Here is a 25,313-nt window from a genome sequence, read left to right as displayed (position 1 = left end):
CTACGCGTCCTTGCTGTCCTTCCCGATGAGCCGGTCCGCGTAGTCCTCCCACGCGCTCTTGCCGCCCAGCCCTTCGAAGACGCCGTCGCGCGCCTGCTGCGCGACCCAGTCCTGCCTGGCCGCAATGCCCGCGGTCATGAGCGGCTCGAAGCCGGCCTCGCGCACCGTCTGCGCCGCCTCGCGCATTTCTTCCGCGCGCCGCCGGCCGTGCTGCACCACGCGGCTGAAGAAGTAGGCGCCTTGCTGCGGCCAGTCGATCTGCGGAAAGGTTTCCTTCAGCGTGGCGAGCATCTGCGCCTCCACGCCGTAGCGGCGCGCGGTGGTGAAGCTCTCGATCACCAGCGCCTCCAGCCCCTTGATCATGATGCTGCGGCTCATCTTGATGGCCGACGCCACGCCCAGCGTCTCGCTCACCGCCTTCGCGTCCATGCCCCAGCCGTTGAGCGTGGCCGCCAGTGCCTCGGCCTGCGCGCCGCCCAGCAGCATCGGCACGCGGATGCCGTAGGGCGGCACCGAGGTCATCACGCCGGCTTCGACGTAGTCCACACCGGCGGCGCGCAAGGCCTCGGCCGCGCGCTGCTTGGTGCCGGGCGATGCGGAGTTGAGGTCGAGAAAACGCGTGCCCGTGCGTGCATGCCGCGCAGCCTCTTCGGCCACCGCGAAGGTCTGCGATGCGGTCACGGCGGAGATCATCAGGTCGGCCTCGGCGCAGAGTGCTGTCATGCTGGTCGCGGCAATCACGCCGTTAGTGTCTTCGGCCGTGCGCCTGGCCGCGGCACCGTTGGCAGCGTCTGCAAAGCGCAGGTCCCAGGCCACGATGCGGTCGATGCCGGGCTTGCCTGGCAGTCCGCGGCCGAAGATGCCGCCGACCTCGCCGTAGCCGATCAGCCCCAGAGTGAGTCCCATGGTGCGGTCCTTGTCGAAAACTTTGTCAAAACGAGGCGCTCTCGCCGGGCTCGAGCGCCAGCACGCGCGTGGCGCTGCTGCCGAGCGCGCGCATGTACTGCTCGGGCGTGCCCTTGCCCAGCGGGTTCGCGCCGTAGTGCATCGGAATCACGAAGCGCGGCTTGAGCCACTCGCGCGTGACGAAGGCGGCATCGTCGGGGCCCATGGTGAAGTGCCCGCCGATGGGCATCAGCACCAGGTCGGGCTTGTAGTAGCTCGCGATGAAGGCCATGTCCGCGAACGGGCCCGTGTCGCCCATGTGGTAGATGCGAAAACCGTTCTCCAGCTCGATGATGAAGCCCACCGGCTCGCCGCCCGGGTGCGCCTCGTCCTTGCCGGTGGCGGGGTTCTTCCACACGATGACCGACGAGTGCTCCGCGTGCACCGCCGTCACCTTGATGCCGGGCGCCGGCGTGACCGTGCCGCCCTTGTTGAAGCGCGGCGCCAGCGCCGGCGGCAGGATGCCGAGCAGGCCGACCGTCTGGTTCATGTCGCCGGGCCCGTACATCGGCACCTGGTTGAGCAGCGCCAGTGCCGGTGCGTCCGCGAAGTGGTCGAGGTGGCCGTGCGTGACCAGCAGCACGTCGACCTTGCCCAGCGCCTCCAGGTTCTTGTACTTCGGCGGCGTCAGCGGGTTCTGCTTGAGCCACGGGTCGGTCACGATCACCTTGCCGCTGGGCGTGGTGATGCGAAAGGCCGACTGGCCGAGCCAGAGCACTTCGGTCTTGCCGGCGGCGGCCGGTGCCGTCGTCGCTGTTGTTGCTGTTGTTGTCGTCGTGTTCGACGTTGCCGCCGTCGTGCACGCGACGCAGGCCAGCACCGCGGCCGTCGTCGCCGCCATCGTCAGCAGGCGCTTGAATCCTGTCATTCCCATGGTCTCCTGCGGGCTGCGTTCAATCGACGGTGACGTGTGCGGTCTTGATGACGCGGTCCCAGCGCACCATCTCGCTCGCGATCAGGTCGCCGAAGGCCTTGGGGCTCGTGGGCGTGGGTTCGGCGCCTTCTGCGCCCAGGCGCATCTTGACCTCGGCCGAGTCCAGCGAGCGGTTGATCTGCTGGTTGAGCGCCGCGACCACCGCCGCCGGCGTGCCCGCGGGCGCCACCAGGCCGTACCACTGGTCGGCCTCGAAGCCCTTGGTGCCGGCGACGCCGCTCTCGGCCACGGTCGGCACGTCGGGCAGCAACGCGATGCGGTGCGGGCTCGACACCGCGATCGCGCGCAGCTTGCCGGCCTTGATGTGCGGCATCAGCGCGGGCGCGCCCGTGAAGAGCACCTGCAGCTGGCCCGCGAGCAGGTCGTTCACCGCCGGTGCCGTGCCGCGGTAGGGAATGTGCAGGAACGAGGTGCCGGTCTGCAGCTTCAGGTATTCCATGGTGATGTGCGCCGCGCTGCCGTTGCCGCCCGAGCCGAAGGCCATCTGCCCCGGCCTGGCCTTGGCCAGCGCGATGAGTTCGGGCAGCGTGCGTGCCGGCACCGACGCATGCACCACCAGCACGTTGGGCACGCGCGCCACCCACGCCACCGGGGTGAAGCTGCGCAGCGGGTGGTAGTCGAGCTTGGGGTACAGCGACGGGTTGATGGCCAGCGTGCCGATGTGGCCCATCAGCAGCGTGTAGCCGTCGGCCGGCGACTTCGAGGCCTTGTCCGCGCCGACCGAGCCGCCGGCACCGGGCACGTTGTCGACCACCACGGCCTGGCTGAACGCACGGCCCAGCTCCTGGCCGATGGCGCGCGCCAGCAGGTCGGTCGAGCCGCCGGGCGTGAAGGGCGCAATGATGTGCACGGGCCGCGCGGGGTAGGCCTGCGCGAAGGCAAGGTTGGCCGTGGTCAGGCCGAATGCGCCGCCCGCACCGAGGGTGGCTGCGAGGCAGGCCTGCCGGCGCGTGATGCCTGGGGTCATGGGGTGTGTCTCCTGCGTTCGTCGGATTCGTCTTGCGTCGTTGGTCACGCGGTCTGCCACGCGGTCTTTCGCGCGGCAAGTTGTGCGGTGGGTTGTGCGCTCAGTCGGGCTTGATGCCCGCTTCGCGGATCAGCTTGCCGTAGCGCGCCGCATCGCTCTTCAGCAGCTTGGCGAACTGCTCGGGCGGGCCGGGCAGCGTGACGCCGCCGGCCGCGGCGAGCTGCTCGTGCACTTCCTTCGACTCGAGCGCCTTCTGCACGGCGTTGTGCAAGGCCGCCAGCACCGGCTTGGGCGTGCCCGCGGGCGCGACGAAGCCGTACCACACGCTGGCCTCGAAGCCCGGGTAGCCCGACTCCGCCACCGTCGGCACACCGGGCAGCACGGCGGAGCGGTCGGCGCTCATCACCGCCAGCACGCGCAGCTTGCCGGCCTTGACCAGCGGCAGCACCTCGAGCGCGTTGACCGCGACCACGTCCACATGGCCGCCGAGCACGTCGGTGATGGCCTGCGCGCCGCCCTTGTAGGGCACGTGGCTCAGCTTCAGGCCGGCGGTGTGCTGGAACAGCTCCATCGCCAGGTGCGGCGTCGAGCCGTTGCCCGGCGTGGCGACCGTCAGGCCGCCCGGCTTGGCCTTGGCGGCGGCCACCAGGTCGGCCACCGTCTTGATGGCCGATTCCTCGCGCACCGTGAACACCACGGGCACGCGCCCGACCATCGTCACCGGCGTGAGGTCGTGGTCCAGGTCATAGGGGGCGGGCTGGAACAGCGACGGGTTCACCGCCAGCGCATTGGCCGCCAGCAGCAGCGTGTAGCCGTCGGGCGCGGCGGTGGTCAGCGCCTTCACCGCGATGTTGGTGCCCGCGCCGGGCTTGTTCTCGACGATCACCGACTGGCCCAGCGTGGCCGCCATGCGCTGGCCGACCGAACGCGCGATGGCGTCGACCGCGCCGCCGGCGCTGTAGCCCACGAGGATCTTCACGGGCTTGGACGGGTAGGCGTCTGCCGCGGCGGCGTTGCCGACGGCGAGCAGCGCGGCGAGGGCGCACGCGACGGTGCGAAAAATCTGCTTCATGGTCTGTTCCTGGGTTAGCTGGTTAGCTGGTTTTCAGTGCGTGCGGTTCTCAGCGGGCGGGCGGCGGCGTCGGGGCCGCGTCCCATGCCTGCGGCGCGGCGTCCTTGCCGGCCACCGAATACAGCGCGCCGGGCGCGTTGCGGGTCTGCTGGAAGGCTTCCAGCGTCTGGCCGCGCATGGCGGCGTAGATGTGCAGGTTCGACACGCCCACCACCGCGCCGAGCTTCTCCAGCATGAAGAAGATCACTCCGTACCGGATGAGCCCGCGCCAGTCGCGGCGGCGCAGCAGGTCGCGTTCCTGTTCGGTGAGCGCCGCCGCCTCGAACGCGGACTCCTCGTCGGCCATGAAGGCCGCGCGGTGCGCGGGGCGCGTCATGCCGTGCAGGAACTTGTTCAGCCGGTAGGCGCGCACGCTGGTGGCCAGCGTGAAGGGGTAGGTGCCTTCCAGCGCCTCGATGCCGGCGAGCTGCTCGTCCATGTGGCGGCGGTGGCGCTGCACCTCGCTCGCAATGGGCGCGCTCGCCAGGTTCTCGTAGACGGCCGTGGCAATGCCGGTCATCGAGGGCAGGTAGTAGCTCTGGTGCGTCTTGCGGATGTTCGAGGACAGCGCGCCGCGCATCACCAGCCACATGATCACTTCCGCGCCCTCGGCGCCGCCCAGCGTGGCGAGCTCGGCCTGAGTCATCTCGGTGAGGCGCACCGGGTCGTTCTCGATCAGGTCGAGAAACTGCGCGTCCCAGCCGGTGTTGTTGAAGCCCGCGCGCTCGCCGTGCACCTGGTGCGACAGCCCGCCGGTGGCCACGATGGCCACCTTCAGGTCTTCGGGGTAGCTTTCGATCGCGCGGCGCAGCGCCTGCCCGAGCCGCCAGCAGCGGCGCGCCGACGGCACCGGCGACTGCAGCACGCCCACCTGCAGCGGGATCACCGGCACCGGCCATGCGGGCTCGTGCGGGCACAGCAGCGACAGCGGCGAGAACACGCCGTGGTCGAGCGCGCGGTCCTGGAAGAACGACATGTCGAACTCGTCCGCCACCAGCGAGCGCCCGATGTGCTGCGCCAGCGCGGGGTGTCCGGCCAGCGCCGGCAGGTCGCGCGCGCCGCCGCCTTCGTCGGCCACCGCATGCTGCTCGCCCACGCCCAGCGTGAAGGCCGAGTAGTGGTCGAAGAAGAACGAGCTGACGTGGTCGTTGTAGATGAAGAACAGCGCGTCGGGCTTGTGGTCTGCGAGCCAGCGGCGGGCCGGCTCGAAGGCCTCGAAGATGGGCGCCCACACGGGGTCCTGCTGCTTGTTCCTGTCGTACGCGAAGCCGATGGTGGGCGTGTGCGAACACGCGACGGCGCCGATGATGCGAGCCATGGCCTGCCTGCCTCAGTCGATGTAGCGCAGCCCGGCCTTGGCCAGCGGCTCGCGCATTGCGTACATGTCCAGGCCCAGCACGCCGGAGGCCAGCTTCTGGCGCTTGGCGTGCTCGTTGTCTTCGCGCGCCTGCGCCGCCTCGGCCACCTGCTGCGCCATGTGCGCGGGCACCACCACCACGCCGTCGACGTCGGCCACGACCACGTCGCCCGGGTTCACCAGCGCGCCGGCGCACACCACGGGCACGTTCACCGAACCCAGCGTGGCCTTGATGGTTCCCTTCGCGTGAATGGCGCGGCTGAACACCGGAAAGTTCATCTCGGTCAGGTCGCGCACGTCGCGCACGCCGCCGTCGATCACCAGGCCGCGGCAGCCGCGCGACAGGAACGAGGTGGCCAGCAGGTCGCCGAAGAAGCCGTCGGTGCTGTCGGCCGTGCAGGCCGCCACCACCACGTCGCCGGGCTGGATCTGCTCGGCGGCCACATGCATCATCCAGTTGTCGCCCGGCTGCAGCAGCACGGTGACGGCCGGGCCGCAGCAGCGCGCCAGCGGGTAGATCGGGCGGATGCGCGGCTGCATCAGGCCCAGGCGGCCCATGGCCTCGTGCACGGTCGACACGCCGTGGCGCGACAGCAGCTCGACGGCGGCCGGGTCGGCGCGCCGGATGTTGCGGTGAACGACGCCCAGCGCCTGGAAGTGGTGTTGCGGTGCGGTCATGGTCAGAGTCCCCTGGCGGTGAGTGCGCGGTCCAGCCGCGGATACACGCGGCGCGCGTTGCCTTCGTAGATCTGGTGGCGCGCCCTGGCGTCCAGCGTGGTGGCCGCGTCGATGTAGCGGCGCGTGTCGTCGTAGGGGAAGCCGGTCTCGGGGTCGATGCCGCGCACCGCGCCGATCATCTCGCTCGCAAAGAGGATGTTGTCCACCGGGATCACGCGCGTCAGCAGGTCGATGCCCGGCTGGTGGTACACGCAGGTGTCGAAGAAGATGTTGTTCAGCAGGTGGTCTTTCAAAAGCGGCTTCTTCATCTCCTGCGCCAGGCCGCGGAAACGCCCCCAGTGGTAGGGCACCGCGCCGCCGCCGTGCGGAATCACGAAGCGCAGCGTCGGGAAGTCCGTGAACAGGTCGGAGGTCAGGCACTGCATGAAGGCGGTGGTGTCCGCGTTGAGGTAGTGCGCGCCGGTGGTGTGGAAGCAGTCGTTGCAGCTGGTGCTCACGTGCACCATGGCCGGGATGTCGTGCTCGACCATCTTTTCGTACAGCGGATACCACTGGCGGTCCGACAACGGCGGCGAGGTCCAGTGGCCGCCCGACGGGTCGGGGTTCAGGTTGATGCCGACGAAGCCGTAGTCCTTCACGCAGCGCTCCAGCTCGGGAATGCAGCTGCGCGGGTCCACGCCCGGCGACTGCGGCAGCATGGCCGCGCCGGCAAAGTGCGCGGGAAACATCTGCGCCACGCGGTGGCACAGCTCGTTGCAGATGGCGGCCCAGGTCGCGCTGGTCTCGAAGTTGCCGATGTGGTGCGCCATGAAGCTGGCGCGCGGCGAGAAGATGGTCAGGTCGCTGCCGCGCTCGCGCATCTTGTGCAGCTGGTTCTGCTCGATGGACTCGCGCAGCTCGTCGTCGCTGATGTGCAGCGACGCGGCGGTGGGCGCTTCGGCGGGGTTGCCGAGGCTGGCGATCTGGCGCTTGCGCCATGCTTCCAGCGCCGCGGGCGCGGTGGTGTAGTGGCCGTGGCAGTCGATGATCACGGGGTCTCCGTTCGGGTCAAGGGTGGGATGAGGGTGCGAGCGGCACCAGCACGTGGCCGCGGAACAGCGGCCGCGCGGTGCGCAGCAATGCGGCGCCTGCAATGGCGCGACCGGTGTCGTCCATCAGCAGGCGCACGGTGAATTCGCCGGTGGGGTGCTCCACCGACAGGTCGTGCACGCGGCGTTCGGCGCCGGCATCCGCAGCGACGGTGAACAGCCCGTCCATCACAGAACCCGGCACCACGCAGGCCGAGGCCACCGACACCGCGCCCAGCACGCCGATGGCGTCATGGCACTTGCGCGGAATGAAGGTGCGCGTGTTCATTGCGCCGCCGGCCAGTGCGCGCGACAGCAGCGTCATCTTGGGCACCACCTTGGCGCTCACGTCGCCCAGGCCCATGCGCTGGCCGGCCTGCAGGCGGATCGATTCGACGCGCGCCTTCAGCTCGGCATCGGCGTCGAGCGCGGCCGGTGTCTCGCTGCCGCTCACGCCGAGGTCCGCCGCGCGCATCAGCACCACGGGCATGCCGTTGTCGATGCAGGTGACGTCGACGCCGTCGATGCGGTCGCGCGCCTGGCCCGTGGGCAGCAGCGCGCCGCAGCTCGAGCCCAGGATGTCGGAGAAGCGCAGCTCCACCGGCGCGCCGTGCCCCGGCACGCCGCTGATGGCGGTGTCGCCGCTGTAGCGCACACGGCCGCCGGGCGTCTGCACCACGGCGTCGCAGTACGAGGCCGTGTTGACCATGCGGATGCGCACCACCGACTGGCCGTCCTGCGCCTGCACCAGGCCTTCGTCGAGCGCGAACGGGCCGACCGCCGAGAGGATGTTGCCGCAGGTCGGCGCGTAGTCCACGCGCGACTCGGTCGCCACGACCTGGCCGAACAGGTAGTCGATGTCGGCGCGCGGATCGGCGGAGGGCGAGACGATCGCGACCTTGGTGGTCAGCGGGTTTCCGCCGCCGATGCCGTCGATCTGCCGCGCGTCGGGGTGGCCCATGGCGGCGAGGATCACGGCGTCGCGCGCGGCCGGGTCCGCGGGCAGGTCCTTGGCGTGGAAGAAGGCGGCCTTCGACGTGCCGCCACGCATCAGCACGCAGGGCAGCGATTGCAGATCGGAAAACGAGTCTGCAGCGGGTTCAGGGGGTTCGGCAGGCATGCGGAAAGTGTGGACGCAGCGCGCCGCGGGCGGGTTGAGTTCCGCTTGCACTGCGTTCTCATTTATTTATTGATCTAGGGTTAACCCTTGGTGTGAAAGAGAGACCTTGCATCCTCCTGTGCTTGGCAGAATCGCTGCATGCCCGCAAAGAAACTTATCGATGCCGAAGCGCCCGCGGGCGGCGGCACGGCGTTGCAGATCAACCTGCGGCACCTGCAGGCCTTCTCGGCCGTGGCCGCCACGGGCAGCGTCACGCAGGCGGCGGAGGTGCTGTTCCGCGTGGCGTCGGCGGTGACGCGCGCGGTGGCCGAGCTCGAGTCCAGCCTTGGCGTGTCGCTGTTCGAGCGCAAGGCACGCGGCATGCTGATGAATGTGTACGGCGAGGCCGTGCGCGTGCGCGCGCAGCGCGTGGAGCAGGAGTTTGCCGCGGCCTGCCAGGAGCTGGCGGCGGGCGACATCGGGGCCGCACGGCAGCCGGTCGAGGCGCGCAGCCTGCTGGCGTCGATGTTCAGCGGCCGCCGCCTGGCGCTGTTCGCCAGCCTCTCGGAACTGCACAACATGCCCGCGGTGGCCGCCGCCTTCGGCGTGACGCAGCCGGCCATCAGCGCGCTGGTGCGCGAACTCGAGGCGCGCACCGGCCGCACCCTGTTCACGCGCTCGGCGCGCGGCGTCACGCCCACGCGCGCGGGCAGCCAGCTGGCGTTTCGCTGCAAGCGCGCGCTGGCCGAGCTGCGCAGCATCGCGTCGGACCTCGCGGCGCTGCGCGGCGCGGTCGAAGGCCGCGTGACGGTCGGCGCGCTGCCGCTGTCGCGCACGCTGATCCTGCCTTCGGCCATCGCGGCGCTGGTGGCGCGGCATCCGCGGCTGCATGTGCGCACGGTCGAGAGCCCGTACGAGGCGCTGGCCGCCGCGCTGCGCAGCGGCGACATCGACTTCATCATCGGCGCGCTGCGCCCGCCCGAGGACGCGAAAGACCTGCTGCAGGAGCCGCTGTTCGAAGACCGCATCTCGCTCATCGTGCGCGCGGGGCATCCGCTGGCGGTGCGTCCGCGCGTCGGCCGGGCGGCGCTGCAGCGCGCGCAGTGGGTGCTGTCGCGGCCGGGCTCGCCCTCGCGCGAACTGCTGGTGCGCGCTTTCCGCGAGGCGGGCGACGCGGCGCCCGTGCCGGCGGTGGAAACCGGCGACCTGGCGTTGCTGCGCGGCCTGCTGCTGCAGAGCGACATGGTCACCGCCATCTCGGCGCACCAGCTGCGCTACGAGATCGAGACCGGTGCGCTCGTGGTGCTGCCCTATCCGCTGGAGAGCACGCGCCGGCGTATCGGCCTCACGCAGCGCAGGAACGCGCTGCCGTCGCCGGCCGCCAAGGCGCTGATCGACGCGGTGCGGCAGGTGGTGGCCGCGCGGATGTAGAGACTCGGCAGGTCTTCGGTGGCTGTTCAGGCCCTGCGCTTGAACATGGCCGACGCACCGCTGGCCAGCGCCACGTCTTCGGCCGACAGCAGCAGCACCGGGCCCAGTTCGAGCATGCGCTCTTCGCTCAGGCGCACCAGCGGCCCGGCGATGGTGATCACGCCGATCACCGCGCCGTTGCCGCTGCGCACCGGCGCGGCCATGGCGGTCATGGCGGGCGCGAACACCTCGTTGATCATCGCGAAGCCGCGCTTGCGTGCCGCGCGCAGGTAGGCCAGCAGGGCCTTCACGGTGGTGGGCGCCTTCGGGCCGTAGTCGTCGGGGTTGCCGAAACCCTGCCTGGCGACCAGCTGCAGTGCCTGCTCGTCGGTCATGGTCGAGAGCCAGGCATGGCCGGCGGAGCTGCACGACAGGTTCACCGACAGGCCCATGTCCGGGTCGTAGCGCAGGCCGCGCGTGGCGCCCTGCGCCTTGGCAACGAAAGTGAGCTCGTCGCCGTCGACCACCGCCAGGCGCACCAGCTCGCCCGACTCGGCGGCCAGCTTGTCGAGCAGCGGCTGCGCCACGTCGACGATGCCGCTGTTGCTCAGGAAGCTCAGGCCCAGCGACACCAGCTTGATGGTGAGCATGTAGTCGCCGTGGCTCTGGTCCTGGCGCACGTAGCCGCAGCGGATCAGTTCGGTCAGCAGGCGGTGCGTGGCGCTCAGCGGCATTTCGAGCTCGGCCGAAAGCGCCGACAGCGCGCGGCCTTCGGGGTGGCCGGCCAGGTGTTCAAGGACCTTGAAGCTGCGTTCGAGTATGGCGGTCATGTCGTTCGAAAGAAAAGGAGGCAGGCGCGGGAGCAGGTGCAACTCTAGCCCTTTTGCCAAGTGTTTTCACTAGTGGAAATACTTTCCACTTCCAAACTAAGATCGCGCCGCCGGAGGTTGGAGGCGCCCGTGGGCCGCCCCGGCGTGCACCCTTCAAACACAGTTCGAACCGCTGGAGATCACATCTTGAGAACGCTTTATCGCTCGCTGGCCGCGGCCGGCCTGACCGCCGCCCTGGGTCTTGCCGTCTCCACTTGCGCCTTCGCGCAGGGCGTGCAGGAACGTGTCATCCGCTTCGGCCACCTCAACAACGCCGACCACCCGGTGAGCTTCGGCGTGAAGCGCTTCGCCGAACTGCTCGCGGCCAAGAGCGGCGGCAAGATGAAGGTGCAGGAGTTCCCGGCCTCGCAACTGGGCAACGAGATGCAGCAGCAGTCGGCGCTGCAGGGCGGTGTGCAACAGATGTCGGCGCCGGCCACCACCTCGCTGGCGGGCATCGTGAAGGAATTCGGCCTGGTCGACTTTCCGTTCGCGGTCGGCAGCTTCGCGCAGGCCGACGCGCTGCTCGACGGCCCGCTGGGCCAGGCGCTGATCGCCAAGCTGCCCGAGAAGGGCCTGGTCGCGCTGGGCTACTGGGACCTGGGCTTTCGCAACGTCACCAACAGCAAGCGCCCCATCACCAAGCCCGAGGACCTGGAGGGCCTGAAGATCCGCGTCATTCCCAACCCCGTGTTCCTGGAGACCTTCAAGGCCTTCAAGGCCAACCCGGTGCCCATGCCCTTCGCAGAGCTGTACGGCGCGCTCGAGGCCAAGGCGGTGGACGGCCAGGAGAACCCGTACGCGGTGATCCTGTCGAACAAGTTCTACGAAGTGCAGAAGTTCGTGAGCGCCACCAACCACGTGTACGCGGCCAACATCGTGCTGGTCAGCAAGAAGTTCTGGGACTCGCTGAGCCCCACCGAGCAGAAGATGATGCGCGAGGCCGCCGACGAAGCGCGCGGCTACCAGCGCCAGGTGAGCCGCGCCGCCGCGCAGCGCGCCGTGGGCGACCTGCAGGCCAAGGGCGCGCAGTTCAACGAACTCAGCCCGGCCGAACAGGCCCGCATGCGCCAGATCGCCAAGCCCGTGACCGAGCGCTTTGCCGCGAGCTACGACCCCGCCATCGTCAAGCTCTACACCGACGAGCTGGCGCGCATCCGCAAGTAAGACCCCACCGCCACCGACGCGCACTGGAAGCACCGCCATGAAGATTCTTGTCCTGCACGGCCCCAACCTCAACCTGTTCGGCCGCCGCGAACCCCACATCTACGGCAAGACCACGCTCGCCGAAATCAACGCGCAGCTGCAGCAGCTCGCGGGCGAACTCGGCGTGACGCTCGACACCCTGCAGTCGAACCACGAAGGCGACCTGATCGACTTCCTGCACACCAACATCGACGAGGCGCAAGGCGCGCTGGTGAACCCCGCGGGCCTCACGCAGCACGGCGTGCCGCTGCACGACGCGATCAAGGCCATGCCGTTCCCGGTGATCGAGGTGCACATGTCGAACATCGCCGCGCGCGAGGCGTGGCGTGCGCACTCGATCATCTCGCCGGCAGTGAAGGGCACCATCCAGGGGCTCGGGCCGCAGTCGTACCTGGCCGCGCTGCGCGCGCTGGTCGAGTTGAACCAGCAGGCCGCCGCGGCCTGAACGAAGAGAGACCTTCCACATGAACCAATGGATCGACCGGTGCTGCACCGCCGTCGAGGCCTTGATCGCGGCCGCGCTCGCGGTCATGGTCGTGCTGGTCTTCGGCAACGTGGTGCTGCGCTACGGCTTCAACTCGGGCATCACCGTGTCCGAGGAAGTCTCGCGCTGGCTCTTCATCTGGATGACTTTCCTGGGCGCCGTGGTGGCGCTGAAGGAGCACGGCCACCTCGGCGTCGACATGGTGGTGCAGAAGCTGCCGCCCATCGGCAAGAAGATCTGCCTGGCCGTGGGGCACGTGGTGATGCTCTATATCGTGTGGCTGCTGTACCAGGGCAGCATGGCGCAGACGCGCATCAACTGGGACGTGACCGCGCCGGTCACCGGCGCCTCGATGGCGGTGGTGTACCTGTCGGGCGTGGTGTTCTCGGTGCTGGCGGCGTTCATCCTCGCGCTCGACCTGCTGCGCCTGCTCACCGGCCGCCTCGCCGAGAGCGACCTGGTGATGGTGCAGGAGTCCGAAGAGGCGGTGCAGCTGCAGCAGATCCTCGGTTCGCAGGGCGACGCGACGGGAGCGCACAAATGACCATTGCCGTTTTTGTAGGCGCGCTGCTGCTCGCCATGGCGATGGGCATTCCCATCGCGTTCTCGCTGCTGGCCAGCGGCGTCGCGCTGATGTGGCACCTCGACCTGTTCGACGCGCAGATCCTCGCGCAGAACGTGATCGGCGGGGCCGACAGCTTTCCGCTGCTGGCCGTGCCCTTCTTCATGCTGGCCGGCGAGATCATGAACGTGGGCGGCCTTTCGAAGCGCATCGTCGACTTCGCGCTGGCCGTGGTCGGCCATGTGAAGGGCGGCCTGGGCTACGTGACCATCATGGCCGGCTGCCTGCTGTCGGCACTCTCGGGCTCGGCCGTGGCCGACGCCGCGGCGCTCACCGCGCTGCTGCTGCCGATGATGGTCAGCGCGGGCCACGACAAGGCGCGCGCCGGCGGGCTCATTGCGGCCACCGGCGTCATCGGCCCGGTGATCCCGCCGAGCATCGGCCTCGTGATCTTCGGCGTGGCGGCCAACGTGTCGATCTCCAAGCTGTTCCTCGCGGCCATCGTGCCGGGGCTGCTGATCGGCGGCGCGCTGTGGGTCACCTGGGCCTGGCTGGTGCGCCGCGAGAAGATCGTGCCGCCGCCGCGCAAGTCGTCGGCCGAGATGCTCTCGGCGTTTCGCAAGGCGCTGTGGGCGCTGATGCTGCCGGTGATCATTCTGGTGGGCCTGCGCATGGGCGTGTTCACGCCGACCGAAGCGGCCGTGGTGGCCGCCGTGTATGCGCTGTTCGTGTCGACGGTGATCTACCGCGAGATCACCTGGAAGGACCTCTACGGCATCTTCGTGAGCGCCGCCAAGACCAGCGCCATCGTGATGTTCCTGATCGCCGCGGCCATGGTGAGCGCCTGGCTCATCACCGTGGCCGACCTGCCCTCGAAGGTGGTGGGGCTGCTGCAGCCCTTCATGGGCAACCAGATCCTGCTGATGATCGCGATCATGGTGCTGGTGATGGTCGTGGGCACCGCGATGGACATGACGCCCACCATCCTGATCCTCACGCCGGTGCTGATGCCCATCGTGAAGGCCGCGGGCATCGACCCCGTGTACTTCGGCGTGCTGTTCATCATCAACAACTCGATCGGGCTGGTCACGCCGCCGGTGGGCACGGTGCTCAACGTGGTGGCCGGCGTGGGAAAGATATCGATGGACGACGTCACGCGCGGCGTGGTGCCTTTCATGATCGCGGAGTTCGCCGTCATGTTCCTGATGGTGCTGTTCCCATGGCTGGTGACGGGGCCGGCCAGCTTGTTCCATGGCTAGAAAAAACACACAAGGAGACTTCAGCATGAAGAGTTCGACGCAGACGACCAAGAGGATGTTCGTGGCGGCCATTGCATCCCTCGCGGTGGTGGGCATGTCCGGCGCCGTGGCGCAGGTGAAGGAGCGCACGCTCAAGTTCGCGTTCCAGAACCAGACCGGCCATCCGCAGGCGCAGGGCGCGCAGAAGTTCGCCGACCTGGTGGCCGCCAAGTCGGGCGGCAAGATCACCGTGAAGCTGTTCGCGGGCGGCGCGCTCGGCGGCGACCTGCAGACCGTGTCGGCGCTGCAGGGCGGCACGGTCGAGATCACGGTGCTGAACGCCGGCATCCTGTCGGCGCAGGTGAAGGAGTTCGCGGCCTACGACTTTCCGTTCCTGTTCAACAGCGGCAAGGAGGCCGACGCCGTCACCGACGGCTCGTTCGGCCAGAAGCTCATGGCCAAGCTCGAGGACAAGGGCCTGCACGGCCTGGGCTACTGGGACCTGGGCTTTCGCAACCTCACCAACAGCAAGCGCCCGATCGCCAGGGCCGACGACATCGCGGGCCTGAAGATCCGCGTGATCCAGTCGCCGATCTACATCGACCTGTTCAGCGCGCTGGGCGCCAACGCCACGCCGCTGCCGTTCCCCGAGCTGTACCCGGCGCTCGACCAGAAGGCAGTCGACGGGCAGGAGAACCCGAACACCACCATCCTGTCGTCCAAGTTCGCCGAGGTGCAGAAGTACATCACCCAGACGCGGCACATCTACAACCCGCAGGCGCTGCTGATCAGCAGGAAGACGTGGGACGGCATGAGCGCCGAGGAAAAGAAGATCATCACCGAGGCATCGAACGAGTCGACCGCGTTCCAGCGCCAGGCCTCGCGCGGCGCCGCCGACAGCGCGCTCGACGCGCTGAAGAAGGCGGGCATGACGGTGTCGGAGTTGCCGCCCGAAGAAATGGCGAAGCTGCGCACCAAGGTGAAGCCGGTGATCGACAAGTACGCGGCCTCGGTCGGCGACGCGACCGTGAAGGAACTGATGGCGGAGATCGACAAGGTGCGCAAGTAGGCCGAAGCAGCGCAGGCAGCAGAGGCAAAGGAGGCAGCAGAGGTCGCAAAGGCAGCGGGGACAGGCGGGCCCCGGCGCCCGCCCCGTTCAGCCTCAGAACTTGTACCGCGCGATCACCTGCGCATTCCGCGGTGCCCCGTACGTGCCCGAATACCACCAGCCCGACATCGACGCGATGTACTTGCGGTCGAACAGGTTCTGCACGTTGAGCGTGAGCGAAAGCCTGTCGTTGACGTCGTAGCGTGCCATCAGGCTGGCCACCGCGTAGGCGCCCTGCCGCGCGGTGACGGTGCGCTCGATCTGCCAGGCCTCGCCCGTGTAGGTGATGCCGCCGTTCCATTCCACGCCGCCGCCCAGCGTGAGCCGGCGCCATGCGCCGGGCAGGCGGTAGGTGGTCCAGAGCCGGGCCATCTGGCGCGGGAAGGTGGTGTTGATGCGCTGGCCGGTCGCGTCCTTGGAGCTGCTGTAGTTGTACGAGGCCGCCAGGTTCCAGTCGCGCGCCAGTGTGCCGTTGAGTTCCAGGTCGATGCCCTCGGTCCTGGCGCCCTTCACCGCGCGCGAGGCCGTGGTGGTGGTGCCGGGAATGAAGTAGCCCGTGTCGGGCTCCGAGATGTTGTCCTGGCGGATCTGGTACACGGCGGCGCTGCCGGTCACGCGTCCGTCCAGGAAGCTGCTCTTGATGCCGGCCTCGTAGGTGTTGCCTTCCTGCGGGTCGAGCAGGCTGCCGCGGCGGTCGATGGCCGTCTGCGGGTTGTAGATGGTCGCAAAGCTCGCGTACAGCGTGTGGTTGGCGTTCAGGTCGTAGACCAGCCCGGCATAGGGCGTGAACACGCGCCGCTCGGACGAAGGAGAGCTCTCGTCGTAGCCGGCCGTGGTCTTGGTGATGTAGTTGCTGTCGTAGTTCAGCAGGTTGCCGCCCACGATGAGCTTGAGCCGGTCGCTCAGCTGGAAACGGCCCGCGCCGTAGATGCTTTTCTGGCGGCGCGTGCTGTCGAAGGTGACGAAGCGCTCGCCGAACACGGGCGTGCCGCTGTTGTCCCAGCGGTAGATGTTCACGGGCGCATCGCGCAGCCCGGTGATGTCGAAGCTGCCGTTGGTCAGGCTGCGGAAGTCGGTGTAGTCGAAGCCGATCACGGCCTCGTGCTGGCGGCCGAACAGGGTGAACGGGCCGCTGAGCTTCACGTCGACGGTCTTGTTGCGCAGGTCGTAGTCGCGGCGCTCGGCGTTCAGGGAAAGCCCGTCGCCGGTGAACTTGTCGAACAGCTTGCTGTTGACCGCGAGGTACACCGAGTCTTCGCGCTGCGTGGAGCGCAGGTAGTTGGCCGAGAGCTTCAGTTTCCAGTCGTTGGCCAGCGATTGCTCCAGCGTCAGGAAGCCGCTGGTCGACTTGGTGTTGAAGCGGTTGTTGCGGCTGGCGCTGCTGAAGGACACCGGAAAGTCGGTCTGCTCGCCGCTGCTGTTGAACAGCGGATACCCCAGGTACGACAGCGATCCGCGCGAGCGGTTCTCCTGGTGGTCGATGCCGACGGTGAGCTTCAGCGTGGAATTCAGGTCGGCCTCGACCACGCCGTAGAGCACGTCCTTCTTCTTGCTGTAGTTGTCGATGTAGCTGTCGCCTTGCTGGTGCACCGCCACCACCCGGCCGCGCACGCTGCCCGACGCGTTCAGCGGCGCCGAGAGGTCGAGCATGCCGCGCCGGTCGCCCCAGGAGCCGACGCTGGCCTCGGCCGTTCCCTGGAAGGCGGCCGTGGGTTTCTTGCGCACCAGGTTGATCGCGCCCGACGGGTTGCCCGCGCCCGTGGTCAGCCCCGAGGCGCCGCGCAGCACCTCGATGCGGTCGTACAGCGCCATGTCGGCGATGCTCTGCGAGGGCAGCGCGTCGAGTCCGAGGAACTCGGTGTGGGTGCTGACGCCGTCGAGCTGGTAGTTGGTGATGGCGTAGCCACGCGCGCTGGCGGCGGAGCGCTCCGTGCCGAGCACGGCGGTCGAGATGCCCGGCGTGCGCGCCATCACCTGGCTGATGGTGGTGAGGTTTTCGTCTTCCATGCGCTGCTGCGTCATCACGCTGACCGACTGCGGCGTGTCCTTCAGGCTCAGGCCGAGCCCGGTGGCCACGCCGCTCGGACCCTGTGCGGTGTAGGCGCCCGTGCCTTCGGTGGTGCCAGGGCGGTCGGCCTGCGCCGTGACGCGCACTTCGGACAGCGTCGTGCCCGCGTCGGAGGTCGATGCGGACGAGGGGGCGGCCGATGCGGCGTTGCCCTCGGCGGCCACGACGGTCAGCGTGCCGCTGGGCGTTTGCGCCAGCGCGAGCCCGCTGCCGCTCAGCGCCTGCTGCGCGGCCTGCGCCACGGTGAAACGGCCCTGCACGGCGTGGGCGCGGCGCCCGGCCACGAGCGCGGGGGCCGCGCTGATGGTGCGGCCCGCCTGGCGGGCGATGCGCGCCAGCACGATGCCGAGTTCATCAGCCGGCAGGTTCCAGTCCATGGCCTCGCCGGCCGCGGTGGGGGAGGCCGGTGAAGCCACCGAATTGGCGGGTGTCTGCGCAAACGGCGTGGTGGCGCATGCGAGCAGGGCCGCCAGGGCCAGGGTGGCTTTGCGCGAGGGAGCGCGTGAGGTCGGGCGCGCGGGCATGGACAGGGGCAGGCCGGCGTGCGCGCGGGCGGATGAAAGAAGGGGCAGCGTCACGTCGGACATTCCTCGTCGGTTCTGGTTGATCGAAGCGTTCAACCTGTATGTCCCGCGAGGGGGCGCAAACCCGTCAGTTCATTCGTTGCGGTGTGCGCCCTATGCCGTGCGAACGTCCACGTACACCACCCAGTCGCCCCAGCGGCGCACCCGCAGCGGCAGGGTGTCGACCAGCGCCTGCAGTGCGTCCATCGGCCGGTCCAGCGGGTAGACGCCGTACACGCCGACGCGCGCGGCCTGCGGGCTCACGCGCAGGATGGCGGGCGTGTAGGGCCGCAGCGCCGCAATCACGTCGGCCAGCGGCTGGTCGTGCACTTCGAGCACGCCGGTGGACCATGCGCTCGGGTCGACAGGGGCGTTGGACACGGGCAGGGGCTCGATGCGGCCGGCCTGCATCCAGGCGCTGCGCCCTTCCTGCAGGTCGACGGGGGCACCCTCTTGCTGCGCGCTGAGCCGCACGCTGTGTTCCAGCACCGAGACCAGCGTGCGCCCGTCGTCCTGCCGCACCATGAAGCGCGTGCCCGTCGCCTGCACCGTGCCTTGCGCGCTGTGCACGACGAAGGGCCGCCGTGCATCGGCCGCGACCTCGGCGATCAGTGCGCCCTCGCGCAGCCGCACCAGGCGTCGGGCCGGGCTGAAGTGCAGGTCGACCGCCGAACGCGCGTTGAGCAGCAGCTCGCTGCCGTCGTCTAGCGTGAAGCGCCTGCGCTCGGCGGTGCCGGTGCGCAAGTCGGCCGCCCACGCCATGAGCGGGGCGCGCCGGTCGGCCCAGAGGCCGCCACCCGCGGCCGCCAGCAGCGCCACCGCGGCACTCCCCAGCAGCGCGCGGCGGCGGGCACCGTGCTCGGGCGGCGCGCTCAGTGCGCGCACGTGCATCGGCGCGTGGCCGCTGGTCTGCAGATGGTTCAGCGCGGGGGCGATCCGCTGGCTCAACCGCTCTCGCAAGGTGGCCCACGCGGCGGCATGAGCGGGCGCGGCGGCAAGCCACCGGGCAAAGGCCTGGTGGTCGCCGTCGTCGACGTGGCCGGAGTCGAGCCGTACCAGCCAGTCGATGGCCTCTTCGGTGGCGGCATCGAGCGGCGGCGCCGCGTACCCCCGCATCTCAGGCATCGGGCTGCGCCGGGCAGGTGTAGAGGTGCACGATCGCCTGCTTCACGTAGCGCTCCACCGAGGTGATCGACACTCCCATGCGCGCCGCGATCTCGCCGTGCGGCAAGCCTTCGAGCTGGCGCAGCAGGAAGGCCTCGCGCACCTTGGGCGGCAGGCCGTCGAGCCACCGGTCCAGCGTTTCGATGGCTTCGCGCACCAGCGCATAGGCCTCGGGCGAAGGCGCCAGTTCCTCCGGCTGCGCGGCAAGCGCGTCGAGCCACGCGTGTTCCAGTTCGCGCCGGCGCCAGAAGTTGTAGAGCACGCGCTGCGCCAGGGTGGTCAGGTAGGCGCGCGGCTCGCGGATGGCCTGCGCCTGGCCGCCGGTGATGACGCGCACGAAGGTGTCCTGCGTCAGGTCCGCGGCGGTGTGGCCGTCTCCCAGGCGGCGCCTCAGCCAGCCCTGCAGCCAGTCGCGGTGCTCGCGGTAGAGCGCGTCGATCGGGGCTGCCGCAGCGGGGGAGGACATGGAACGAAATTGCCGTCAATGAGAATTACTCTCATTCTATCCGGCGGTCTTCGGTCCTGCCCCTTGGTGCCTTTGCCCCTTGGTACTGCCGTCCAGGCTCAGTGCGACGCCACGTACACCGCGTGCGGCACCGGATCGGGCAACGCAAAGGCTTCGCGCATGCGCTGCGCTTCTTCCGCCGGGCCGCGCCCGAACATGCGCTTGAACTCGCGGCTGAACTGCGAGGGGCTCTCGTAGCCCACCTGCGTGCAGGCCAGCGCCGCCGTCACGCTGTTCCTCACCATCAGCAGGCGCGCCTGGTGCAGCCGCGTCGACTTCAGGTACTGCATGGGCGAGGTGGCCGTCACGGCCTTGAAGTGCGCATGGAACGACGGCGCGCTCATGCCGGCCTCGTGCGCCAGCATGCCGATGTCCAGCGGCTGGGCGAAGCACGCGTGGATCTTGCGGATGGCGCGCGCCACCTTGCCGAACTGGCCCTGCCGCGTGAGCGCCGCGCGCATCGCGCCGCCTTGCTCGCCGCCGAGCACGCGAAAGTAGATCTCGCGCACCAGGCCCGGCCCGAGCACGGCGGCCTCGACCGGCGAGCGCATCACCTCCAGGAAGCGCAGCACCGACTGCGAGAGCCGCGCATCCATGGGCGTGGACATCAGCCCCTTGGGCGCCGCGCGCGTGGGCGCGCCGTGTTCGTCCAGCCGCAGCATGAGCTCGGCGGCCACGTTGAAGTCGAGCCGGAAGTAGATGGCCAGCAGCGGCTCCTCGGCGGTGGCGTCGGTCTCCATCGAGAACGGCACGGGCACCGACACCGCGAGGTAGTGCTGCGCGTCGTACAGGTACACCTCGTCGCCGAGAAAGCCGCGCTTGCGCCCCTGCAGCACGATGACGATGCCGGGGTCGTACAGCACCGGGGCGCGGCCCAGCGGGCGGTTCGACCGCAAAAACCGCACATCGGGCAGCGGCGTGAGGTTGTAGCCCTCGGCGGGCGCGAGCGCGCCGGCCAGCGCCACCATCTGCCGCTGGAGCGCGGGCGGTGCGGGTGACGGCACTGGTGACGGTGCTGGCGGCGGCCTGCGTTTCTTGGAAGGGGAAGGGGAGGGCATGGCGGGCTGTTCCGGGTTGCGTTCAATTTGCCACACAAGCGCCACGACTTCCATCGGCTCATAGTTTCAGGCAAGCAATGCAGGCGACCGGGCATTTCCGGTTTCGCTGGCGATTCCTAGCATCGGTCATCCCCATTCAAGGAGCCGCCATGGCCGTCGCATCGCAAGTCAAGACTTTTCTCATCACCGGCGTGAGCTCCGGTTTCGGCAGCGCATTCGCAAGCGCCGCGCTCGCCGAAGGCCACACGGTCGTCGGCACCGTGCGCAGCGAGGCGGCGCGCACCGCGTTCGAGGCGCGGGTGCCCGCGTCTTCGGAATCACCGGGCCGCGCCCACGCCGTGCTGCTCGACGTGACCGATTTCGACGCCATCGGGGCGGCCGTCGACGCCGTGCAGCGGCAGGTCGGGCCGATCGACGTGCTGGTCAACAACGCCGGCTACGGCCACGAAGGCACGCTGGAGGAGTCGGAGCTCGGCGAGATGCGCCGGCAGTTCGACGTCAACGTGTTCGGCGCCGTCGCCATGACCAAGGCGGTGCTGCCGTCGATGCGCGAGCGGCGCGCCGGGCACATCGTCAACATCACCTCGATGGGCGGCTTCATCACGATGCCGGGCATCGCGTACTACTGCGGCAGCAAGTTCGCGCTCGAAGGCATTTCCGAGGTGCTGGCCAAGGAGGTCGCGGGCTTCGGCGTGAAAGTCACGGCGGTGGCGCCGGGGTCGTTTCGCACCGACTGGGCCGGGCGCTCGATGGTGCGCGCGGCGCGCACCGTGGCGGACTACGACGCGCTGTTCGACCCCATCCGCCAGGCCCGGCAGGACAAGAGCGGCGCCCAGGCCGGCGACCCCGCCAAGGCCGCGCAGGCGCTGCTGAAGATCGTGGCCGACACGAGCCCGCCCGTGCACCTGCTGCTCGGCAAGGACGCGGTGAAGCTGGTGCGCGAGAAGCTCGCGGCCATGTCGCGCGAGATCGATGCCTGGGAGGCCCTGTCGAGCGCGACGGACCATGACTGAACCCGAACGGCGTCGCACAATGCGGGCATGGCCCCAAACAGCGTGAGAACCGCGGCACTGCCCGCCGAAAGCAGCATCGCCCACCTCTTCGTGGGCGCCGACCTGGCCGATGCCTTCGCCATCACGCTGCCGGCCGGTGCGCCGCAAGACACCGAGGCGCTCGCGCGTGCGGTGTTCGGCGACCCGGCCCCGTGGTTCCGCGCGCTGCTGGCGCTGCGCGATGCCATCGTGGCGCCGTTCGGCATCAAGACCTCGGCGCGGCTGCGTCGCGAACTCGGCAGCGACGGGGCCGCCACGCACATCGACTTCTTTCCCATCCTGTCGCGCGAGCCCGGCGAGCTGATCATCGGCGAAGACGACCGGCACCTCGACTTTCGAGCCTCGGTGCTGCAGCGCGCGTCGGCCAGCGGTGAAGGGCGCGAGCTGGTCGCGACCACGGCGGTGCATTGCCACAACCTGTTCGGGCGCATCTACATCTTCGTGATCTCGCCGTTCCACCGGCTGGTGGTGCGTTCGAGCCTGTCGCGGGCCGCGGCGCGCGGCTGGCGCTGAACGCTCAGTCAGCCAACCCTGCCAGCCAAGCGCGCTGGCCCGGGTACAGCGCATCCTGTATCCGCTCGAGGTCCGGCGGCTTCGCAAAGTGCGCGTCAAAGCCCGCTTCAAGCGCCTTGCCGCGGTCCGACTCCTGGCCGTAGCCCGTCAGCGCGAGCAGCACCATGCCCCGGCTGCGCGCGTCGGCGCGCACGCGCCGCGCCAGGTCGTGTCCGCTCAGGCCCGGCAGGCCGATGTCGAAGACGCCCGCATCGAAGCGCGTGGTCTCCAGCAGCTCGAGCGCGGCCTCGGCGCTGTCGGCGGTACTCACGTCGTGCCCTTCCAGCGTGAACCAGTCGGCCAGCACCACCAGCGCGTCGCGGTTGTCGTCGACCAGCAGCAGCTTCAATCTTGGTCGCGTGTCGGCCGGCGTGACGGCAGCCGGCAGTGCCGCCGGCGCCTCGTCGCGCGCCAGCGGCAGCCGCACGGTGAAGCTGCTGCCTTGGCCGGGGCCGTCGGAGTGCGCCTCGATGGTGCCGCCGTGCAGCCGCGCCAGGCTGCGTGCAATGGCCAGCCCGAGGCCCAGCCCGCCCGCGGCGCGCTGCAGCTGCTGCTCGCCCTGCACGAAGCGCTCGAACACCTGCGACAGCAGCTCGGGCGCAATGCCGATGCCCGCGTCGGCCACGGTGAGTTCGGCCTGGCCGTCCTGCGCGCGCAGCGCGATCTCGATGCGCTCGTCGGGCTGGGTGAACTTGGCGGCGTTGTTCAGCAGGTTGCCCACGATCTGCGCCAGGCGCAGCGGGTCGCCGTGCACGGTCACCGGCGCGGCCGGCAGCGACACGTGCGGCATGTGGCCGCGCGCGTGCAGCGCGGGCAGCGTGAGCTCGATGGCCTTGGCCACGGTGTCGCGCAGGTCGATGCGCTCGGGCCGCAGCACGATCTTTCCGGACACGATGCGCGAGATGTCGAGCAGGTCGTCCACCAGCCGCGACAGGTGCTTCACCTGCCGCTCGATGATCTGCCGCTCGCGCGGAAACGCCGTGTTGTCGCGCCGCTCGATGAGCGTGAGCGCCAGCGAAATGGGCGCGAGCGGGTTGCGCAGCTCGTGGCCCAGCATGGCCAGGAATTCGTCCTTGGCCTTGCTGGCCACTTCGGCCTGCGCCTGCGCCTGGCGCGCGCGCGCCAGCAGGCGCACGTTGTCCAGCGCCAGTGCGGCGCGCTGCGCCAGCTCGCCGATGAACGCGCCGTCCTCCGGCCCGAAGCGCCGCTTCGAGCGGTCCTGCAGGATCGCCATGGCGCCGATGGTGCGGCCGCGCGCCACCAGCGGCACCACGCAGCCGGCGCTGATGTCCAGCGCCTGCACGAAGTCGAGCAGCTGCGGGTCGAAGGTGGCGAGCAGGCCCGGCTCGTCCAGGTTGTGAAGAAAAGTCTTGCCGGTGGCAATGGCCCACGGAAAGAAGCCGGGCACGCCGGCCGGCGCCTCGCGGTTGCCCACCATCGCGGCAATCTGCGCGCCGCGCGCCGGGTCGGCGTGGTGCGTGAGCTTGCGCTGCAGCACGTCGTTCTCGTCCAGCAGGTCGATGCGGCAGAGGTCGGCCACGTCGGGCACGATCACTTCGGCAATGGCGTGCAGCGTGGAGTCTTCTTCCAGCGAGCGCGACAGCGCCGCGCTGGCGCTCACCAGCCGCTCGAGCCGCAGCTGCGCGGCCTGGGCCGCGGTGCGCGCGTCGCGCTCGGCGCCGAGCAGGCATTCGCGCTCCACCTCGTGCTGCAGGCGCTGGGTGGCGGCGGAGGCCAGCGCCTGGCCCACGGCGTCGATTTCGGACACGCCCGAGCGCACGCTCGCCACCGGCTGGCCGAGGCCGAGCGCGTCGGCGCTCTGGCGCAGGCGGGCCATCGGGCGGGTGATGCTGCGCGACATCCACCAGGCGGCCACGCCGCCCAGCAGCAGCGAGATCAGCAGGCCGCTGCCGTAGGCGATGAGCGTGCGGCGCATCGCGTCCTCGGCCACCACGGTGGGTGCCCCCAGCGCCACGGTCCACGGCGCGAAGTCCAGGCGCGACACGGCCGTCTGCACGTGCGTGCCGTCCACGTTGCGCGTGGTGCCGACGAATTCCTGGCGGTCGCGCCGCGAGCCGAGCAGTTCCTTCAGCGTGTCGCTGGGCGCCTGGCCGCGAAAACGCTCGTCTTCGCGCGAGCGCGCCACGCGCAGGTCGTTGGAGTCGAAGATCGACACGGCCCAGCCCTCGGGCACGCGCTGGCGCGTCAGCACCGCGTGGATGGCCTCGGGCCGCACGATGGCCGTGAGCACGTAGCGCACCTCGTCGTTGCGCAGCACCGGCACGCGCACGGCAAACGCCAGGTTGCCGCGCGGCCCCGGAATGAGCGGGCCCACCGCCGGCTGCCCGGTGCGCACCACCTGCGCCAGGCTCGCGGCCTCCACCACGCCTTCGCCCGTGCCGGTGACGGCGCCCTCGGTGCTGAAGATGACCTTGCCGTTGGGTGCCACCAGCAGCACGCCGCGCCACTCGGGGTGCGAGGCGCGCAGCCCCTTCGACAGCAGCAGCGCATCGACCAGGCCCGAGGATTCCGGCGCGCCGAGCGGCTCGGTCAGCGCCAAGGCCTGCAGCGCGGCCACCGTGAGCCGCAGTTCGCTGTCCACCGCCGTTGCCAGCGCGCGGGCCACGCCGAGCGTGGAGGCCTGGGTCTGTTCGCGCTGCCCCTTGAGCAGCCCGTGCAGCGCGAAGCCGCAGACGATGGCCAGCGGCAGCAGGGCGGCGGAAGCGACCAGCAGGAGCCGGGCCGACAGGGTGGGGGTGCGCATGGAAGGACGGGCGGGGCTTGGGCGTTCTCGAAGAGCCGATATTGTGGCGCGGCGCGGGCCGCGCGGGCGCCGAATGCGATGGCGCCGCCAGCCGGACGGGACCTTCGCTTACAGGCCCCCGCGCGCGAAAGAACGACTGTGCAAGCCATGAAACTTGCCGTCTACATCGTCGAGGACGAGCCCGCGATCCAGGACAGCCTGAAGGTCGTCATCGAGGGCTACCTGCGCGCCGAGGTGATCGGCTCGTCGCCCTCGGAGGCCGAGGCGATCGCGTGGCTGCACGCCCACGACGGCGGCTGGCAGCTGCTGGTGGTCGACCTGAAGCTGGCGCAGGGCTCGGGCCTGGGCGTGCTCGCGGCGGTGGCGGGCGCGGGCCCGCGCGGCGAGGGCTGCGCGGTGATCGCGCTCACCAACGCCGCCTCGCCCGACAACCGCGCGGAGTGCCTGCGCCTGGGCGCCGACGCGGTGTTCGACAAGACCGAGGAAATCAACCAGTTCCTGGCGTACTGCGAACAGAAGATGCCCGGCGCGGCGTCCTGAAGACGGCAAGAA

23 protein-coding genes are annotated in these 25,313 nt (G+C 69.8%); 9 read left to right on the top strand and 14 right to left on the bottom strand.

Annotated elements, in window-relative coordinates; translation table 11 throughout:
- The 8 genes from BM004_RS32920 to BM004_RS32885 all read right to left on the bottom strand — a co-directional run bounded on the left by BM004_RS32920 (position 1) and on the right by BM004_RS32885 (position 8,179).
- A complete protein-coding gene (locus BM004_RS32920) occupies positions 1–906 on the bottom strand; it encodes an NAD(P)-dependent oxidoreductase (RefSeq protein ID WP_093219730.1) in 906 nt (301 codons plus the stop codon).
- A gap of 25 nt (positions 907–931) precedes the next feature.
- Complete coding sequence (locus tag BM004_RS32915) at positions 932–1,813, bottom strand: metal-dependent hydrolase (protein WP_177206677.1); 882 nt, start codon at positions 1,811–1,813, stop codon at positions 932–934.
- A gap of 25 nt (positions 1,814–1,838) precedes the next feature.
- Complete coding sequence (locus BM004_RS32910; RefSeq protein WP_093130263.1) at positions 1,839–2,846, bottom strand: Bug family tripartite tricarboxylate transporter substrate binding protein; 1,008 nt, start codon at positions 2,844–2,846, stop codon at positions 1,839–1,841.
- A 100-nt stretch (positions 2,847–2,946) separates the two neighbouring features.
- Positions 2,947–3,918 carry a Bug family tripartite tricarboxylate transporter substrate binding protein gene (locus tag BM004_RS32905; protein WP_093219728.1) on the bottom strand — a complete coding sequence of 324 codons (972 nt, stop codon included), beginning with the start codon at positions 3,916–3,918 and terminating at the stop codon, positions 2,947–2,949.
- Between the two features lie 49 nt (positions 3,919–3,967).
- Positions 3,968–5,275 carry a gallate dioxygenase gene (locus tag BM004_RS32900; protein WP_093219725.1) on the bottom strand — a complete coding sequence of 436 codons (1,308 nt, stop codon included), beginning with the start codon at positions 5,273–5,275 and terminating at the stop codon, positions 3,968–3,970.
- Between the two features lie 12 nt (positions 5,276–5,287).
- Positions 5,288–5,992, bottom strand: a complete 705-nt coding sequence (ligK, locus tag BM004_RS32895; RefSeq protein ID WP_093219723.1) for a 4-carboxy-4-hydroxy-2-oxoadipate aldolase/oxaloacetate decarboxylase — start codon at positions 5,990–5,992, stop codon at positions 5,288–5,290.
- A gap of 2 nt (positions 5,993–5,994) precedes the next feature.
- The gene (locus BM004_RS32890; protein WP_093130259.1) at positions 5,995–7,023 is read right to left on the bottom strand and encodes an amidohydrolase family protein; all 1,029 of its coding nucleotides are present in this window, start codon (positions 7,021–7,023) and stop codon (positions 5,995–5,997) included.
- A gap of 16 nt (positions 7,024–7,039) precedes the next feature.
- Positions 7,040–8,179, bottom strand: a complete 1,140-nt coding sequence (locus tag BM004_RS32885; protein ID WP_093219720.1) for a 4-oxalomesaconate tautomerase — start codon at positions 8,177–8,179, stop codon at positions 7,040–7,042.
- 138 nt (positions 8,180–8,317) lie between these two features.
- On the opposite strand from BM004_RS32885, the gene BM004_RS32880 reads away from it, so the two are divergent.
- Positions 8,318–9,589, top strand: a complete 1,272-nt coding sequence (locus BM004_RS32880) for a LysR family transcriptional regulator (RefSeq protein WP_093219717.1) — start codon at positions 8,318–8,320, stop codon at positions 9,587–9,589.
- Positions 9,590–9,615: 26 nt separating this feature from the next.
- Here the strand turns inward: BM004_RS32880 and BM004_RS32875 are convergent, their stop codons facing one another.
- Positions 9,616–10,398, bottom strand: a complete 783-nt coding sequence (locus BM004_RS32875) for an IclR family transcriptional regulator (RefSeq protein WP_093130257.1) — start codon at positions 10,396–10,398, stop codon at positions 9,616–9,618.
- 186 nt (positions 10,399–10,584) lie between these two features.
- Between BM004_RS32875 and BM004_RS32870 the strand changes: the two genes are divergently transcribed.
- The 5 genes from BM004_RS32870 to BM004_RS32850 are packed head-to-tail and all read left to right on the top strand — an operon-like array spanning position 10,585 to position 14,996.
- The gene (locus BM004_RS32870; protein ID WP_093219715.1) at positions 10,585–11,604 is read left to right on the top strand and encodes a TRAP transporter substrate-binding protein; all 1,020 of its coding nucleotides are present in this window, start codon (positions 10,585–10,587) and stop codon (positions 11,602–11,604) included.
- Positions 11,605–11,641: 37 nt separating this feature from the next.
- On the top strand, positions 11,642–12,088 hold the full coding sequence (locus tag BM004_RS32865) for a type II 3-dehydroquinate dehydratase (protein ID WP_093130255.1): 447 nt from the start codon (positions 11,642–11,644) through the stop codon (positions 12,086–12,088).
- A 19-nt stretch (positions 12,089–12,107) separates the two neighbouring features.
- On the top strand, positions 12,108–12,671 hold the full coding sequence (locus BM004_RS32860; protein ID WP_093130254.1) for a TRAP transporter small permease: 564 nt from the start codon (positions 12,108–12,110) through the stop codon (positions 12,669–12,671).
- Positions 12,668–13,948: a TRAP transporter large permease gene (locus BM004_RS32855; protein WP_093130253.1), complete on the top strand. Its 1,281-nt coding sequence runs from the start codon at positions 12,668–12,670 to the stop codon at positions 13,946–13,948. Before BM004_RS32860 ends, BM004_RS32855 begins: the two co-directional genes overlap by 4 nt.
- A 25-nt stretch (positions 13,949–13,973) precedes the next feature.
- Positions 13,974–14,996 carry a TRAP transporter substrate-binding protein gene (locus BM004_RS32850; RefSeq protein WP_371271169.1) on the top strand — a complete coding sequence of 341 codons (1,023 nt, stop codon included), beginning with the start codon at positions 13,974–13,976 and terminating at the stop codon, positions 14,994–14,996.
- A 93-nt stretch (positions 14,997–15,089) separates the two neighbouring features.
- Here the strand turns inward: BM004_RS32850 and BM004_RS32845 are convergent, their stop codons facing one another.
- The 4 genes from BM004_RS32845 to BM004_RS32830 all read right to left on the bottom strand — a co-directional run bounded on the left by BM004_RS32845 (position 15,090) and on the right by BM004_RS32830 (position 20,303).
- Entirely contained in the window at positions 15,090–17,681 is a 2,592-nt protein-coding gene (locus BM004_RS32845) for a TonB-dependent siderophore receptor (protein ID WP_256220151.1), read from the bottom strand.
- A gap of 99 nt (positions 17,682–17,780) precedes the next feature.
- The gene (locus tag BM004_RS32840) at positions 17,781–18,791 is read right to left on the bottom strand and encodes a FecR family protein (RefSeq protein ID WP_093219710.1); all 1,011 of its coding nucleotides are present in this window, start codon (positions 18,789–18,791) and stop codon (positions 17,781–17,783) included.
- Entirely contained in the window at positions 18,784–19,296 is a 513-nt protein-coding gene (locus tag BM004_RS32835) for a sigma-70 family RNA polymerase sigma factor (protein ID WP_093219707.1), read from the bottom strand. Before BM004_RS32835 ends, BM004_RS32840 begins: the two co-directional genes overlap by 8 nt.
- 98 nt (positions 19,297–19,394) lie before the next feature.
- Positions 19,395–20,303 (bottom strand): AraC family transcriptional regulator, encoded by a 909-nt coding sequence (locus BM004_RS32830; RefSeq protein WP_093130346.1) that lies wholly within the window; start codon positions 20,301–20,303, stop codon positions 19,395–19,397.
- A 239-nt stretch (positions 20,304–20,542) separates the two neighbouring features.
- Here BM004_RS32830 and BM004_RS32825 point away from each other — a divergent pair, with 239 nt between their 5' ends.
- A complete protein-coding gene (locus BM004_RS32825; RefSeq protein WP_093219705.1) occupies positions 20,543–21,406 on the top strand; it encodes an oxidoreductase in 864 nt (287 codons plus the stop codon).
- Between the two features lie 27 nt (positions 21,407–21,433).
- On the top strand, positions 21,434–21,958 hold the full coding sequence (locus BM004_RS32820; protein ID WP_093219702.1) for a DUF2867 domain-containing protein: 525 nt from the start codon (positions 21,434–21,436) through the stop codon (positions 21,956–21,958).
- Between the two features lie 4 nt (positions 21,959–21,962).
- On the opposite strand, the gene BM004_RS32815 is transcribed toward BM004_RS32820, so the two are convergent.
- Positions 21,963–24,761, bottom strand: coding sequence for a hybrid sensor histidine kinase/response regulator (locus tag BM004_RS32815; protein ID WP_093219699.1), 2,799 nt, complete (start codon positions 24,759–24,761; stop codon positions 21,963–21,965).
- Between the two features lie 147 nt (positions 24,762–24,908).
- Between BM004_RS32815 and BM004_RS32810 the strand changes: the two genes are divergently transcribed.
- Positions 24,909–25,301, top strand: coding sequence for a response regulator (locus tag BM004_RS32810; RefSeq protein ID WP_093219839.1), 393 nt, complete (start codon positions 24,909–24,911; stop codon positions 25,299–25,301).
- Positions 25,302–25,313 lie beyond the last annotated feature (12 nt).

The sequence above is a fragment of the Variovorax sp. OK212 genome (genome assembly GCF_900112425.1).
GTDB lineage: Bacteria > Pseudomonadota > Gammaproteobacteria > Burkholderiales > Burkholderiaceae_C > Variovorax.
This window is presented reverse-complemented; position numbering and strand designations above follow the sequence as displayed.

Excerpts from the sequence above, each read along its gene's own strand:
- ligK (WP_093219723.1), bottom strand. The coding sequence starts at position 5,992 with ATGACCGCACCGCAACACCACTTCCAGGCGCTGGGCGTCGTTCACCGC.
- BM004_RS32830 (WP_093130346.1), bottom strand. The coding sequence starts at position 20,303 with ATGGTGGCGCTGGCCGGCGCGCTCGCGCCCGCCGAGGGCTACAACCTC.
- BM004_RS32910 (WP_093130263.1), bottom strand. The coding sequence starts at position 2,846 with ATGACCCCAGGCATCACGCGCCGGCAGGCCTGCCTCGCAGCCACCCTC.
- BM004_RS32915 (WP_177206677.1), bottom strand. The coding sequence starts at position 1,813 with ATGACAGGATTCAAGCGCCTGCTGACGATGGCGGCGACGACGGCCGCG.
- BM004_RS32810 (WP_093219839.1), top strand. The coding sequence starts at position 24,909 with ATGAAACTTGCCGTCTACATCGTCGAGGACGAGCCCGCGATCCAGGAC.
- BM004_RS32820 (WP_093219702.1), top strand. The coding sequence starts at position 21,434 with ATGGCCCCAAACAGCGTGAGAACCGCGGCACTGCCCGCCGAAAGCAGC.
- BM004_RS32920 (WP_093219730.1), bottom strand. The coding sequence starts at position 906 with ATGGGACTCACTCTGGGGCTGATCGGCTACGGCGAGGTCGGCGGCATC.
- BM004_RS32850 (WP_371271169.1), top strand. The coding sequence starts at position 13,974 with ATGAAGAGTTCGACGCAGACGACCAAGAGGATGTTCGTGGCGGCCATT.
- BM004_RS32860 (WP_093130254.1), top strand. The coding sequence starts at position 12,108 with ATGAACCAATGGATCGACCGGTGCTGCACCGCCGTCGAGGCCTTGATC.
- BM004_RS32880 (WP_093219717.1), top strand. The coding sequence starts at position 8,318 with ATGCCCGCAAAGAAACTTATCGATGCCGAAGCGCCCGCGGGCGGCGGC.
- BM004_RS32905 (WP_093219728.1), bottom strand. The coding sequence starts at position 3,918 with ATGAAGCAGATTTTTCGCACCGTCGCGTGCGCCCTCGCCGCGCTGCTC.
- BM004_RS32825 (WP_093219705.1), top strand. The coding sequence starts at position 20,543 with ATGGCCGTCGCATCGCAAGTCAAGACTTTTCTCATCACCGGCGTGAGC.
- BM004_RS32885 (WP_093219720.1), bottom strand. The coding sequence starts at position 8,179 with ATGCCTGCCGAACCCCCTGAACCCGCTGCAGACTCGTTTTCCGATCTG.
- BM004_RS32815 (WP_093219699.1), bottom strand. The coding sequence starts at position 24,761 with ATGCGCACCCCCACCCTGTCGGCCCGGCTCCTGCTGGTCGCTTCCGCC.
- BM004_RS32865 (WP_093130255.1), top strand. The coding sequence starts at position 11,642 with ATGAAGATTCTTGTCCTGCACGGCCCCAACCTCAACCTGTTCGGCCGC.
- BM004_RS32875 (WP_093130257.1), bottom strand. The coding sequence starts at position 10,398 with ATGACCGCCATACTCGAACGCAGCTTCAAGGTCCTTGAACACCTGGCC.
- BM004_RS32835 (WP_093219707.1), bottom strand. The coding sequence starts at position 19,296 with ATGTCCTCCCCCGCTGCGGCAGCCCCGATCGACGCGCTCTACCGCGAG.
- BM004_RS32900 (WP_093219725.1), bottom strand. The coding sequence starts at position 5,275 with ATGGCTCGCATCATCGGCGCCGTCGCGTGTTCGCACACGCCCACCATC.
- BM004_RS32840 (WP_093219710.1), bottom strand. The coding sequence starts at position 18,791 with ATGCCTGAGATGCGGGGGTACGCGGCGCCGCCGCTCGATGCCGCCACC.
- BM004_RS32855 (WP_093130253.1), top strand. The coding sequence starts at position 12,668 with ATGACCATTGCCGTTTTTGTAGGCGCGCTGCTGCTCGCCATGGCGATG.